General features: G+C 58.0%; 10 protein-coding genes and 2 pseudogenes. 6 read left to right on the top strand and 6 right to left on the bottom strand.

Going from position 1 to position 13,292, the window contains the following annotated elements; genetic code table 11:
* A pseudogene (gene fba, locus ACIPLA_RS19460) lies at positions 1–920 on the top strand (class II fructose-bisphosphate aldolase); the annotation flags it as partial.
* 263 nt (positions 921–1,183) lie between these two features.
* Positions 1,184–1,612 carry a hypothetical protein gene (locus ACIPLA_RS19455; RefSeq protein ID WP_401175143.1) on the top strand — a complete coding sequence of 143 codons (429 nt, stop codon included), beginning with the start codon at positions 1,184–1,186 and terminating at the stop codon, positions 1,610–1,612.
* Between the two features lie 164 nt (positions 1,613–1,776).
* Here the strand turns inward: ACIPLA_RS19455 and ACIPLA_RS19450 are convergent, their stop codons facing one another.
* Positions 1,777–2,139: a DUF6124 family protein gene (locus ACIPLA_RS19450; RefSeq protein ID WP_401175140.1), complete on the bottom strand. Its 363-nt coding sequence runs from the start codon at positions 2,137–2,139 to the stop codon at positions 1,777–1,779.
* Between the two features lie 616 nt (positions 2,140–2,755).
* Positions 2,756–3,424 carry a polysaccharide lyase family 7 protein gene (locus tag ACIPLA_RS19445; RefSeq protein ID WP_218395260.1) on the bottom strand — a complete coding sequence of 223 codons (669 nt, stop codon included), beginning with the start codon at positions 3,422–3,424 and terminating at the stop codon, positions 2,756–2,758.
* 315 nt (positions 3,425–3,739) lie between these two features.
* On the opposite strand from ACIPLA_RS19445, the gene ACIPLA_RS19440 reads away from it, so the two are divergent.
* From ACIPLA_RS19440 to ACIPLA_RS19430, 3 genes are all read left to right on the top strand, one after another.
* Positions 3,740–5,863 carry a putative bifunctional diguanylate cyclase/phosphodiesterase gene (locus ACIPLA_RS19440; protein ID WP_401175136.1) on the top strand — a complete coding sequence of 708 codons (2,124 nt, stop codon included), beginning with the start codon at positions 3,740–3,742 and terminating at the stop codon, positions 5,861–5,863.
* A 45-nt stretch (positions 5,864–5,908) separates the two neighbouring features.
* Positions 5,909–6,400: a M48 family metallopeptidase gene (locus ACIPLA_RS19435; protein ID WP_401175133.1), complete on the top strand. Its 492-nt coding sequence runs from the start codon at positions 5,909–5,911 to the stop codon at positions 6,398–6,400.
* 113 nt (positions 6,401–6,513) lie between these two features.
* Positions 6,514–6,804, top strand: coding sequence for a helix-turn-helix domain-containing protein (locus ACIPLA_RS19430; protein ID WP_401175130.1), 291 nt, complete (start codon positions 6,514–6,516; stop codon positions 6,802–6,804).
* Between the two features lie 109 nt (positions 6,805–6,913).
* Here the strand turns inward: ACIPLA_RS19430 and ACIPLA_RS19425 are convergent, their stop codons facing one another.
* Positions 6,914–7,366, bottom strand: a complete 453-nt coding sequence (locus ACIPLA_RS19425; protein ID WP_401175127.1) for a GNAT family N-acetyltransferase — start codon at positions 7,364–7,366, stop codon at positions 6,914–6,916.
* Positions 7,367–7,623: 257 nt separating this feature from the next.
* Between ACIPLA_RS19425 and ACIPLA_RS19420 the strand changes: the two genes are divergently transcribed.
* Positions 7,624–8,367 (top strand): substrate-binding periplasmic protein, encoded by a 744-nt coding sequence (locus ACIPLA_RS19420; protein ID WP_401175124.1) that lies wholly within the window; start codon positions 7,624–7,626, stop codon positions 8,365–8,367.
* 150 nt (positions 8,368–8,517) lie between these two features.
* Here the strand turns inward: ACIPLA_RS19420 and yccS are convergent, their stop codons facing one another.
* From yccS to dbpA, 3 genes and pseudogenes are all read right to left on the bottom strand, one after another.
* Positions 8,518–10,701, bottom strand: coding sequence for a YccS family putative transporter (gene yccS, locus ACIPLA_RS19415; protein WP_218395256.1), 2,184 nt, complete (start codon positions 10,699–10,701; stop codon positions 8,518–8,520).
* A 223-nt stretch (positions 10,702–10,924) separates the two neighbouring features.
* Positions 10,925–12,103, bottom strand: a complete 1,179-nt coding sequence (locus tag ACIPLA_RS19410; RefSeq protein WP_401175121.1) for an NAD(P)/FAD-dependent oxidoreductase — start codon at positions 12,101–12,103, stop codon at positions 10,925–10,927.
* 159 nt (positions 12,104–12,262) lie between these two features.
* Positions 12,263–13,292: pseudogene (gene dbpA, locus ACIPLA_RS19405) on the bottom strand (ATP-dependent RNA helicase DbpA); the annotation flags it as partial.

Genomic DNA, 13,292 nt, shown 5'->3' with positions numbered 1-13,292 from the left:
CTTCGGCCGGTGCTCGCAAATACGCAGGCGCCCCGTTCCTGCGTCACCTGATCCTGGCGGCAATCGAAGAATTCCCGCACATCCCGGTGTGCATGCACCAGGACCATGGCACCAGCCCTGACGTCTGCCAACGCTCCATCCAGCTGGGCTTCAGCTCGGTGATGATGGACGGTTCCCTGGGCGAAGACGGCAAGACCCCGACCGACTACGACTACAACGTCCGTGTCACCCAACAAACCGTGGCCATGGCTCACGCCTGCGGCGTTTCGGTAGAAGGCGAGCTGGGCTGCCTGGGTTCGCTGGAAACCGGCATGGCTGGTGAAGAAGACGGCATCGGCGCCGAAGGCGTTCTGGATCACAGCCAAATGCTGACCGACCCGGAAGAAGCCGCTGACTTCGTCAAACGCACCCAGGTCGATGCCCTGGCCATCGCCATCGGCACCAGCCACGGCGCCTACAAGTTCACCAAGCCACCGACCGGCGACGTGCTGGCCATCGACCGCATCAAGGAAATCCACAAACGCATCCCGAACACCCACTTGGTAATGCACGGTTCGTCTTCGGTTCCGCAAGAGTGGCTGGCGATCATCAACCAGTACGGCGGCGACATCAAAGAAACCTACTGCGTACCGGTTGAAGAAATCGTCGAAGTCATCAAGCTCGGCGTGCGCTAGGTCAACATAGACACCGACCTGCGCCTGGCCTCCACCGGTGCGATGCGTCGCCTGATGGCCACCAACCCTAGCGAGTTCGACCCGCGTAAGTTCTTCGGCGCGACCGTGACCGCAATGCGTGATGTGTGTATCGCACGTTATGAACAGTTTGGTACGGCGGGTAATGCTTCGAAGATCAAGCCGATCTCGTTGGAAGCGATGTATCAGCGGTATTTGAAGGGTGAGTTGAACGCTAAGGTCAACTAAGCCTCCTGCGTTTGAGTTGCACGAAAAACCCGCCGAGAGGCGGGTTTTTTTGTGGGCTGTGGGCGGATTTTGCGTTAACCCCGTGTAGATGAAAGTAAAGCCTTGGTTCTTTAGTTATATCGATTATTTCAAAGATGTATTAAGCACTGTCATTTATTACAGGTGATTGGGTGAGAGATATTACCTATGCTGGTCGTGCAATCACAGAGGAGCCAATTAAATAGATCGGTTCCCTTCTCTCCGTTTATATATTGAGGTGGATAATGAAAGTTAAGGAAGATAAGAGCGGTATGAAGAGTGTGGGCGGTGAATTCACGGCTACTTTTTACGATAAGTCCGGCAATAAATCAGGAGTCTTCAAGGCAGATCGAATTTATGGGGTAATGGACGGCGATATATTCAATGTAAATGCATACGATAAAGATAATCTTATAAAATTCCAGATTCCGCAGGACTTTGGTATCAAAAAGCACGAATTGACGGACAAGGGGGAATTTTTATTTATGTCTGATCCTGCGGATGCCGAGCGTTGGTACGCTCAGTCGGGATATGTGGATATCGAAAATAATGATGTCGCTGACTATCGAGGTAGTTTTCATGTAAAAAAGCGTTCGGAGGGTGATACGGATAAGTCAGCCATGGAAGGAAGATATCGGCTCGACGTTTCCGCAATCAAGAAAGCGGCAAAGTAAAGGCAGAGTAGAAACCAAAAGGGGACTGATTGATTTAATCGTCCCTTATTCAGTGAGTTGAACGCTAAGGTTAATTAAGCCTGAGCGTTAAGCTGCATTGATAAAAACCCGCCGAGAGGCGGGTTTTTATTGGGGGCAAGTTGTTCGCATCAGCCGAGCCGCGATTACTCCTTCAATTCGACGTGGTCCAGTGCCTGGTTCACCGCCAGTTCGCCGAGCATGACCACTTGGGCGATGCCCAGCAGGGTCTTGCGATGGGAGGTCTCCAGCAGCGCCGCGAAATTGTTGAGCATGGTGGTGGCCGAGCCCAATGTTTCGCTGGCGTTGGCCAGCAGGGATTCGGTGTTGTACTTCGGATTGGCCAAGTACATGGGCTCGGGTTCGTTGGTGGAGGCCATGATCTGAGCGGCCGGGTTGAGGTAATGGTCGAGGGCGCGTTCGGCGGCTTCGTGGAATTTTTTTGAGTCGAGTGATTCGTAGGGGGATGCCGGGTCGGTGACCGGCGGATGCGGCGTTGATTTGGTCATTTGCTCGAAACCTGATTGGAGTGCCCCCTCTTTGGCTACTAATCAAAGTGGAGGCAACTGTACGCAGGTTAGTAGACCGGGGTTTCGAGCAGGCCGGCGCACCCGAAGGTGCCCTGCGCACAGTTACCATCAAGCGCAGGAATCGAAATCCCTGACTGACAGATGCTTGTGCACCAAGCTCGAAACCACGGGCTACTAAACCCGATCACTGGAAATCAGTGACGCGAATCAAGTTACCGGTGGGCTTCAAGGCGCACAAGCCGGCGGATTCTGGCGTACCTGTAGGCGGTGACGCAAGCCGTTGTAGGCTTCATGAAGTAACGCTGAGTGTCTTTAAACGTGGGCGTTTAAGTGGGACCAGATGCCGGTCAGTGAAGAGATGGAGTTGGACATAAAGAATCTGTGGCGAGGGAGCAGTCCCACGGGTTTTGTAGATGCCAAGTTCGTTCTTTGCCCGTAGCAGCTGTCGAGCTTGCGAGGCTGCGTTCGGCTGCATCGCAGTCGCAAAATCAGGCTTCACGTTTTTTCAGGTAAAACGTATGTGCCGGACGGCGGCCGCTTCGCGGCCGAACGCAGCCTCGCGGGCTCGGCAGCTGCTACAGGAGATCGAGTCGCCTTAGGTGTCGTGATCGATATCCAGCTTGCTGAACGTCACTTCCCCGCCTTCGCTGGTGTACCCGGTGTTGTCCTGCACGTAGACGCCGGCCTTGAAGTACAGCGGTTTATCACGCCACATCGCGCTGATGTCGGTGTCCCACTGATAGCCTGCCGCACTGATGCCCAATGCACCGCCGGGGCTGAGGTGGATGAGGTAGGAAAATTCCCGGTCGAGTTTTATGCCAGTGGCGATGGTGATGACCCGGGCGGTGTCGTCGTCGGGGTGCATGCGGACTTTGGCGACGATGTTTCCGGTCTCGCTGTAGTCCTTGTATTGATATTCGAGCTTCACCATGGGCTTCTGGCTTTGGTAGGCATGGATCTGGCCAATGACGATCTTGCCCGTGCTGGGTACCTTGCTGACCGTAAGGGTCGCACGCAGGGAGTTGTCCGCGTCGGGGTAGTACCAGTTTTTCAGCGTGCCATTGCTGTAGGTTTCGCGCAGTTCGGTGCGAGGGTAAATCGCGTTTTCAGTGCGGGTGCCGGTTACCGGGGCCCAGAAAAACAAGGTGCCGGTGTCGGAGTGGAAGTACTGATCCTTGAAGCCGTCCACCAGTTTGGTTGTTTCAACGGTGTACGGCGGACTGCCGACAGGAACGCTGAGGTTCCAGGTTGCGAGATCGATCATATTCAAGCTTCCACTTTGTTCTGTACGCACGTGCCAGAAGCTCTAGCCCGCGCCTTCGGGCAGTCTTTATAAGCGTAGAACGGTTGTTTGTTAATGCCCGTTTGGCAGATGGTTGACGTCAACATCCTGTCGAAATGCCATCTTTCCCGGTTTACGGGGGCTGTAGGACTGACCGTTAGTCGGCTATGTGAAACTTACTGAAGTGACGGCACTCCGGTAGCTTCTGCTTTTGCGGATCCGGGTCTAGAGTGAAGTCGCATTATGTGTCCGGTTTTCACAAGAGGCCGGCCTGAGGTCACGAACAAGAGATGCAGCATGGAATGCGCACAACCTATGCCAGCTGAAGGCAGCTCAATCCTTTTAATTGTTGATGATTACCCCGAAAACCTGATCAGCATGCGCGCGCTGTTACAGCGCCAGGACTGGCAGGTATTCACCGCGGCTTCCGGGTTTGAAGCGCTCAGCCTGTTACTCGAACACGATGTCGACCTGGTACTGCTGGATGTGCAGATGCCGGGTATGGACGGTTTCGAAGTGGCGCGCCTGATGCGTGGCAGCCAGCGAACCCGACTCACGCCGATTATTTTCCTTACCGCCAACGAACAATCCCAGGACGCCGTGATCAAGGGCTACGCCAGTGGCGCGGTGGATTACCTGTTCAAACCGTTCGACCCGCAAATTCTCAAACCCAAAGTCCAGGCCCTGCTCGAGCATCAGCGTAATCGCCGTGCCTTGCAGCAGTTGAGCCATGACCTGGAAGTCGCTCGTGCCTTCAATGCCTCGGTGCTGGATAACGCCGCCGAAGGCATTCTGGTGGTGGGGGAGGATGGGCTGATTCGCTTTGCCAATCCGGCGATGTCCCGCTTGCTCAATGCCACGGTGCACGAACTGCAAGGCAAAGAGTTTCTGGATTTCCTGCAAAAGCCGCACATTCCGATCTGGGCCGACTCCGAATTGTTTGCCGGCTACAAGCGCGGTGAAACCCTGCGCCTGCACGATGCGTTGCTGCGTACCGCGCCTGGCCAGCAAGTGCCGGTGGCGTTGTCCTGCGCGCCTTTGCCCAGCGAACAACATGCCATGGTGGTGACGGTGCTGGACATGTCGGTGGTGCACCATCTGCATCAGCAGCTGGAGTTTCAGGCGGTGACCGATCCGCTGACCGGGCTGCTCAATCGCCGGGGTTTCTATCAGACCGTTGAAAACCTGCTGCTGCGCGGCGAACGCTCCGATAGCACGTGGGTGCTGTTGTACCTGGACCTCGACGGCTTCAAGCGGGTCAATGATTCCCTCGGCCACGATGCTGGCGACCGGGTGCTGCGATGGGTGTCCGAGCAGCTGAAGGCGTGTCTGCGGCCCTTCGACATCCTGGCGCGGATGGGTGGTGATGAGTTCACCGCGCTGCTGGATCTTGAGCTCCCCGAGCACGCGGCGAAGATTGCCGAGAAGCTCATCGAGCGGGTGTCGATCTGTCAGCAAATCGAAGGCATAGACATCGCCTTGGGCGCCAGTATCGGCATCGCCACTTACCCCGATTGTGGGGCTAATCTCGACGGGTTGATGCGCGCGTCCGACATCGCCATGTACGAAGCCAAGCGTGCCGGGCGTCAGCAATATCGCTTCTACGATCACGAAATGAATGGCCGGGCGCGCTCGCGGCTGATGCTCGAAGAGAGCGTGCGCACGGCCATCGAGAACCGTGATTTCAACCTGGTGTATCAGCCTCAGGTGGCCATTGCCGACGGGCAGATTCGCGGGTTCGAGGCGTTGCTGCGCTGGCAGCATCCGAGTGTCGGCGATGTACCGCCGGGGCTGTTTTTGCCGTTGTTGGAAGAGGCGCGGTTGATCAGTCGCCTGGGCAGCTGGATTTACCATCGCGGGGCCAAGCAACGAAAAGCCTGGGAAACCTTGTTTGCCGAAGACTTGGTGCTGGGCGTCAGTTTGAGCAGCACTCAGTTCGGTTTGCCCAACCTGGTCACCGAGCTGCGCCAGGTGCTGGAACGCCATGGTTTGAAGCCGCGGCAGCTGGAGGTCGAGGTCACGGAAGAGGCCTTGATGCTTAACCCCGACGAAACCCGCAAGCAGCTGCGTTTGCTGCGCAATTTGGGAGTGCGGGTGGCGCTGGATGATTTTGGCTCCGGGGCTTGTTCGCTGGCACACCTGCGAGACCTGGAACTGGACACGCTCAAACTCGACCGGCATTTGATCGCCCGGTTGCCGGGGTCCGAACGGGATGCAGCGCTGGCTCGCAGTGTCATCGATTTGTGCAAACAGTTCGGTCTGTTGGTCATCGCTGAAGGGGTGGAGACGGTGGCGCAATATGAATGGTTGCAAGCCAACGGTTGCCAGTACGTGCAGGGGTTCCTGGTCGCGCGACCGCTGATGGCCGAAGACACCCGTCACTTTGTGGAGCCGTTCGACTGGAGCGCGCTGACGAGTTGAATTCGTTACACTGACGTCCTTTTCGTGACTCGTGTTGCCGCCCCAATGACCGCGTTGAAATATCTCCAGGCCTATCCCGCTGCTTTGCAGGACCAAGTGCGCCAGCTGATCGCCGAAGGTCGACTGGGCGACTACCTGAGCCAGCGATATCCGGAAAAGCACGGGGTGCAGAGCGACAAGGCGCTGTACACCTATGCCCTGGACCTCAAGCAGGAATACCTGCGTAATGCCCCGGCGATCGACAAGGTGTTATTCGACAACCGTCTGGACCTGACCCACCGTGCGCTCGGCCTGCACACCGCGATCTCCCGGGTACAGGGCGGCAAGCTCAAGGCCAAGAAAGAAATTCGCGTGGCATCGTTGTTCAAGGACGCGCCCTCCGAGTTTCTGAAAATGATCGTGGTGCATGAATTGGCGCATTTCAAAGAGTCGGATCACAACAAGGCGTTCTACAAACTGTGCGAACACATGTTGCCGGGGTATCACCAGGTGGAGTTCGATTTGCGGGTGTACCTGACTTGGCGGGATATGCACTGAAGATCAAAAGATCGCAGCCTTCGGCAGCTCCTACATTGGAATGCGTACACCCTGTAGGAGCTGCCGAAGGCTGCGATCTTTTGATCTTGATCTTCCAATAACAAGGAGCACACGTGAGCAAGACCAAAAGCAGCTTCTACCGCCGGTTGTACGTGGCGTACCTGATCGACAGCGGGTTGGCCAGCAGCGTCCCGGCGTTGACCGAAGTCACCGGCATGCCTCGGCGCACGGCCCAGGACACTATCGCGGCATTGGCGGATCTGGATATCGTTTGTGAGTTCGAGCAGGAAGAAGGCGCGCGCAACCATGCGGGGCGCTATCGGATTCGCGAGTGGGGGGCAATTGATCGGGGGTGGATCGAGCGCAATCTGCGGCAGATTAAAGCGGTGCTTGAGTATCCCTGAATTTCTGCGGCGACAGGGCTGACGCCTTCGCGGGCAAGCCTCGCTCCTACAGGGGCGGAAGTGGCCGACACATAATCTGTAGGAGCGAGGCTTGCCCGCGAAGAGGCCCTCAGGAACGACGCATCCCGATATGCGGAATGTCATCCTCCAGGTATTCCTCACCCACCACCACAAACCCGTACTGCCCGTAATACCCCTGCAAATGCGCCTGGGCCGAGAGGTAGATCGGCACTTCGGGCCAGCGTTTGGCGGCCTGTTTCAACGCCTGGCTCATCATTTCATGCCCAAGCCCGGTGCCGCGTGCAGCGGGAGCAATGATCACTCGGCCAATCACCACGTCGCCGCCCTGTAACTCCGGGTCGAGCAAGCGCAGATAGGCTACCAGTCGATCCCCGTCCCAGCCCATCAAATGGCAGGTGTCACCTTCCAGGTCCTGCCCATCGATGTCCTGATAAAGGCATTTCTGCTCGACGACGAACACCTCGGCGCGCAGCTGCAAAATGGCATACAGCTGCTCTTTGCCCAGATCGCTGTGGTGCTTGCAGACCCAATCGATTGTCATCTTCAGATTCCTTGAACAACGTGCTCCGATACTAAGCGTCCTGAGGCGGGATGTCTTTATGGCAAAGAAATCTGTGACAAAGGCCAAAATGCCATCATTCATTTCTCGCGAGATTGTCTTCTTTGTGTAATCTGCGATGCAGCGCTGTGCAATGTCGTCGATAAGCTAATGTTAGGACCTGGGTTTCGCCGCTAAAGGGGCCTTGGAGTTTTGGCTGAAAACACGTCGGGCAACCCGCCCGCTAAGGATTTTCTGGCATGCCGCGATTGCATCGAGCGTTTGCTTTGATTGGATTGCTGTTGCTGTTGCTGGCACAGAGTGCGGCAGCGCAAAAGCTGCGTCTGGTAGCCGATGCCTGGCCACCCTTTACCGACGCCACGCTGGTCAATGGTGGACTGGCCACGGACATCGTTAGCACCGCGCTGGCCCGGGCCGGTTATGGCAGTGATTTCGAACAGGTGCCGTGGGCGCGAGCCTTGTTTGGGATAGGCGAGGGGCGTTACGACGTGCTGGTCAACGCCTGGTACACCGATGAGCGCACGAAGCTGGGGCAGTTTTCCGGCGAGTACCTGCTCAACCGCGTGCGCTTTCTCAAGCGCAAAGATACGCCGATCGAATTCAACAACCTGCAACAACTGCACACTTTCCCGATAGCGGTAGTACGCGGTTATGCCTATTCGCAAGCATTCGACGACGATGTGTCGCTGCAGAAAGTACCCGTGCATAGCTTCGCCATGGCCGTGCGCATGGTCGCGGCCGACCGGGTCAAGCTGACTCTGGAAGACGAGTTTGTCGCTCGGTATTACCTGGCTCGGGAGTCATTCAAGGTACGCAATGCCGTGGAGTTTTTGCCCAAGCCATTGAGCGAGAACAGCCTGCATATTCTGGTGAGCCTGAAGAACCCGCAGCATGAACAGATCGTTGCCGGTTTCGACCGTGAGATTGCGGCGATGAAGGCTGATGGGAGTTATGAGAAGTTGCTCAAGCAGCATGGGATGTAAGTGCCGGGTATTGTGGTGTGGCCGATGACGCCTTCGCGAGCAAGCCCGCTCCCACATTTGATCTGTGGTGTTCACAAAATAAATATTCACCACAGATCAAATGTGGGAGCGGGCTTGCTCGCGAAGAGGCCGGCCCGGTCACTAAAAATCTCAAGCCTCGCTCGTATCCTTGATCAAATGCGCCGCCAACGTCCGCAACGGCCCCAGCTGCCGGCAGATCAACGCCAGTTGCGTCTGCACCAACCGCTGCCCTTCATCGATCTCATCCGGCATTTGTTCCAGCCCATTGGCCAGCGCTTCTTCCTCATCACTCTGAATCGCAATCGGCTGTTTGCTCGCCAGTCCTTGGGCGATTTCGTCGAGGCTGGCAGCCAGGCTCACGCCGGCGCCGTCGATCAAATGCTCGCGCACCTCCGTGGGTAATTGGGTTTCGCGGTGTGCCCCCAGCCCCGACAAATAGCTGAGCAAGGTGTGCGACAGCACCAGGAAACGAAACCCGACGTCCGCTTCCTTACGAAAGTGCCCCGGCTCCATCAGCATATTGGCCAGCGTCGTCGACAGCGCGGCATCGGCGTTGTGCGCGTTGCGCCGGGCCAGGCGATAAGCCAGGTCGTCGCTTTTACCTGCGGCGTATTGCTGCATGATCTGGCGCAGGTAAATGCTGTTGCAGGTGAGGGTGTTGGCCAGCACTTTGTTCAGGCGTCGACCCTGCCAGTCCGGCAGGAACAGGAATACTGCCAGCCCGGCGATCAGACTGCCGAGCAAGGTATCGAACAGTCGCGGCAGAAGCAGCCCATAACCATCGCCCACCTGGTTGAAGCAGAACAACACCATGAGCGTGATCGCGGCAGTCGCCAGGGTGTAGCGGGTGGTGCGGTTGGTAAAGAACACCACCCCGGCTAGGATGGCGAAGCTCGACTGAATCAACGGGTTCGGGAACAGATCGAATAGCGCCCAGGCCACGGTCAGGCCGATGGCGGTGCCGATGATCCGCTGCCCGAGTTTGCGGCGGGTGGCGCCGTAGTTTGGCTGACAGACAAACAGCGTGGTGAGGATGATCCAGTAACCTTGCGACGGGTGGATCAAATGCACCATCGCATAGCCAATGCTTAGCGCCAGGGGCAGGCGCAGGGCATGGCGGAACAGCAATGAGGTCGGCGTCAGCTGCGTGCGCAAACGTATCCAGACATCCTTGAGGCTGCGTGGCGAACGGTCGAGCAAGCTGCTGTCGGTGGCGTCTGCGAGCGCATCGGGGTTGCTGGCGTCGCTGAGCAAACGGTCGAGTGTGCCGAGGTTGGCGGCCAATGCTCGCAACGAACGCAGCAGACCGCGCCAGGCCGGATTGCTCTGGATACGCAGGTGTTCGAGGGAGGCATGCAGGTCGTTCAGGGCCTCGGCGAAGCTTGCGTCATAGGTGAACGGCTGGCGCATCTGGATCGATTCGGCCAGTGCGCGGCAGGCCTTGCCTTGCTGGCGCAGCAGGCGCTGACAGCGAAACAGCACGTCGCTGTGGAAGAACGCTTCGGCCAGCGCGTTGTAGGGGTAGTGTGAGGAACTGGCGCGCTCGTGGATGTCCTGGGCGAGGAAGTACAGCTTCAGATAACGGCTGACTTTCACGCCCGGCCGACCGTCGCCGACCCGATGCAGAATGATTTCCTTGGCGGCGTTCAGGGCTGCCACCACCCGACCATTCTGTTGGGCCAGTTCCAGGCGCTGCGCTTGCACGTCCATCTGCCGGATCGGTTCGAACAGCGACGATTTCAGCTTCAGGTAATAACCCAGTTCGCGGAACAACCGCGCCAGGCTTTGCTGCACCGGCTGGTTGGAAAACAGCGCCTGCCACAGCACCGAGAGCAAGCCGTACCAGGCCGCGCCGGCCACCAGCAGCACCGGTTCGTGCCAGAAATCAGTGACCGCGCCACCGCGCTGGTCCACGCCGATCATGGTGTAGACCGACAGAATCAACGTTGCCGAAGCAATCGCGCCATAACGTTCGCCCAGCGCGCCGAGCATGGTCAGGCAGAAGCTGGCCAGGGCAAAGGCGATGATAAAAAGGACGGGGTAGGGGAAGAGCAGTTCGACGGACAGGGCCGCGACCATGAAACACACCAGCGTCACTGCGAGCGCGTTGAGGCGACCCTGCCAACTGTCGTCGGTTTCAGCCAGGGCGCTGGCGATGATCCCCAGGAACAACGGGATCAGCAGCCCCATTTCATCCTGATACCAACACAGCGCCATGCTGCCGGTCAGGGCGATGAATACCCGCACGCTGTAGCTGAATTTATCCAGCGCCCAGAGGCGACGCAGAGACTGCCGAAATGTGGTCGATGACATGAAGTGCGAAGGCCTTCCGAGGCAATGACGCTAAATTGAGCCACTAATGACGTCGACGCAATGGCGCCGATCACATCTGACAGCAAAATCTGTTCCTGACCAGTCACCATAGATTCAATGTGGGAGCGGGCTTGCTCGCGAAGAGGCCAGTACCTTCAACATCGATGTTGACTGGCAGACCGCCTTCGCGAGCAAGCCCGCTCCCACATTTAATTTGTGTTTGTCAGACGTACTGCGCGGCAGCGTAACCAGAGGCCCAGGCCCACTGGAAATTGAATCCGCCCAGATGCCCGGTAACGTCGAGCACTTCACCAATGAAATACAGCCCTGGGCTTTTCAGCGATTCCATGGTCTTGGACGACACTTCGCGCGTGTCGACGCCGCCCAGGGTCACTTCGGCAGTGCGGTAGCCTTCAGTGCCGGCCGGCACGACTTTCCAGTTCGCCAGTTTGTCGGCGATGTCCGCCAGTTCGGCGTGGGTGTACTGCTTCATCGGTTTGGAGGCGAACCAGTTATCCGCCAGCAGATTGGCCATTTTCTTGGTGAAGATTTCACCGAGCAGGGTTTTCAACTCGCTGTTGGGACGTTCGGCCTGCTGCTGTTGCAGCCAGCTCGGCACGTCGTGATCCGGCATCAGGTTGATTTCCACCGTGTCGCCGGATTCCCAGAACGACGAAATCTGCAAGATCGCCGGCCCGCTGAGGCCTCGGTGGGTGAACAGGATGTTCTCGCGGAAACTCTGGTCATTGCAGCTCACCAGGCAATCCACCGACGTACCGGACAGCTCGGTGCAAAGCGCCTTGAGCTGATCGGTGATGGTGAACGGCACAAGGCCGGCGCGGGTCGGCAGCAAGTCGTGACCGAACTGCTTGGCCACTTGATAACCGAAACCGGTGGCACCGAGGGTCGGAATCGACAAGCCGCCAGTGGCGATCACCAGGGATTCACACGTGACCTGGCCCAGTGTGGTATCCAGCAGATAACCGCTTTCCAGCTTCTCGATGGTCTGGATCGAGGTGTCCAGGTGCAGGCTGACGCCGACCTGATCGCATTCATCGAGCAGCATTTCGAGGATGTCGCTGGATTTGTTATCGCAGAACAACTGGCCGAGTTTCTTCTCGTGGTACGGCACACCGTGTTTGGCCACCAGACCGATGAAATCCCACTGGGTGTAGCGCGCCAGGGCGGATTTGCAGAAGTGCTCGTTCTGCGAGAGGAAATTGCCCGGTTCGGTGTACATGTTGGTGAAATTGCAGCGGCCACCGCCCGACATGAGGATTTTCTTGCCGGCCTTGTTCGCATGATCGAGCAACATCACTTTGCGCCCGCGCCCGGCGGCGGTCAGCGCACACATTAACCCTGCGGCGCCAGCGCCAATGATCACGACTTCGGTAGAGCGCAAAACGGTGTCCTCACACAAAATTTAAATTCACCGGCAAACCAATGTGGGAGCGGGCTTGCTCGCGAAGGGGCCAGTACATTCAACATGGATGTTGTCTGTCAGTCCGCTTTCGCGAGCAAGCCCGCTCCCACATTTGATCTCTGTCAGCCAGACGATCGCTTACAAAATGCGCACGCGCAACGAACGGCCTTTGATTTTACCGTCGTTCAGGCGCTGCAAGGCTTGCTTGGCGATCCCGCGTTCCACGGCCACATAAGCCTGGAAGTCGAAAATCGCGATCTTGCCGACCTGGGCACCCGGGATGCCGGCATCGCCGGTCAGTGCGCCGAGAATGTCGCCCGGACGTACCTTGTCTTTACGGCCGGCACCAATGCACAGCGTGCTCATCGCCGGCAGCAGCGGTGCGCCACCCTGGGACTTGAGGTTGCTCAGCTGATCCCAGCTCAACGGCGACTTCTGCAGCTGCTCGATGGCTTGGGCGCGGTGGGCTTCGGACGGTGCGACCAGGCTGATCGCAATGCCTTTCTCGCCCGCGCGACCGGTACGGCCGACACGGTGGATGTGGATTTCCGAGTCGCGGGCCAGTTCGACGTTGATCACCATGTCCAGCATATCGATGTCCAGACCGCGCGCGGCGACATCAGTGGCAACCAGCACCGAAGTGCTGCGGTTGGCGAACATGGCCAATACCTGATCGCGGTCACGCTGTTCCAGATCACCCTGCAGACCGACGGCGGAGATGCCTTTGGAGGTCAGGTGATCAACGGTTTCCTGAACCTGCTGCTTGGTGAAGCAGAAGGCCACGCAGGACGCCGGACGGAAATGCGCGAGGACTTTGACCACCGCGTCCATACGCTCTTCCGGGGAGATCTCGTAGAAGCGCTGCTCGATCTGCGTATCGTCGTGGAACGCCTCGGCCTTCACGATCTGAGGGGTGCGCATGAATTTCGACGCCAGTTGCTTGATGCCCACCGGGTAGGTGGCGGAGAACAGCAGGGTCTGGCGGCGCTCCGGGGTCTGGGCGATGATTTCTTCGATGGAATCGTAGAAACCCATGTCGAGCATGCGGTCGGCTTCGTCGAGGATCAGCGTGTTCAGGCCATGGAGCACCAGCGAACCCTTGCGCAGGTGCTGCTGGATACGCCCCGGGGTGCCGACGATGATGTGCGCGCCGTGCTCCAGCGAGCCG

This window comes from Pseudomonas sp. NPDC086112, assembly GCF_044746425.1.
In the GTDB taxonomy this organism is placed as follows: domain Bacteria; phylum Pseudomonadota; class Gammaproteobacteria; order Pseudomonadales; family Pseudomonadaceae; genus Aquipseudomonas.
This window is presented reverse-complemented; position numbering and strand designations above follow the sequence as displayed.

Excerpts from the sequence above, each read along its gene's own strand:
- ACIPLA_RS19450 (WP_401175140.1), bottom strand. The coding sequence starts at position 2,139 with ATGACCAAATCAACGCCGCATCCGCCGGTCACCGACCCGGCATCCCCC.
- ACIPLA_RS19455 (WP_401175143.1), top strand. The coding sequence starts at position 1,184 with ATGAAAGTTAAGGAAGATAAGAGCGGTATGAAGAGTGTGGGCGGTGAA.
- ACIPLA_RS19445 (WP_218395260.1), bottom strand. The coding sequence starts at position 3,424 with ATGATCGATCTCGCAACCTGGAACCTCAGCGTTCCTGTCGGCAGTCCG.
- ACIPLA_RS19435 (WP_401175133.1), top strand. The coding sequence starts at position 5,909 with ATGACCGCGTTGAAATATCTCCAGGCCTATCCCGCTGCTTTGCAGGAC.
- ACIPLA_RS19440 (WP_401175136.1), top strand. The coding sequence starts at position 3,740 with ATGGAATGCGCACAACCTATGCCAGCTGAAGGCAGCTCAATCCTTTTA.
- ACIPLA_RS19425 (WP_401175127.1), bottom strand. The coding sequence starts at position 7,366 with ATGACAATCGATTGGGTCTGCAAGCACCACAGCGATCTGGGCAAAGAG.
- ACIPLA_RS19420 (WP_401175124.1), top strand. The coding sequence starts at position 7,624 with ATGCCGCGATTGCATCGAGCGTTTGCTTTGATTGGATTGCTGTTGCTG.
- yccS (WP_218395256.1), bottom strand. The coding sequence starts at position 10,701 with ATGTCATCGACCACATTTCGGCAGTCTCTGCGTCGCCTCTGGGCGCTG.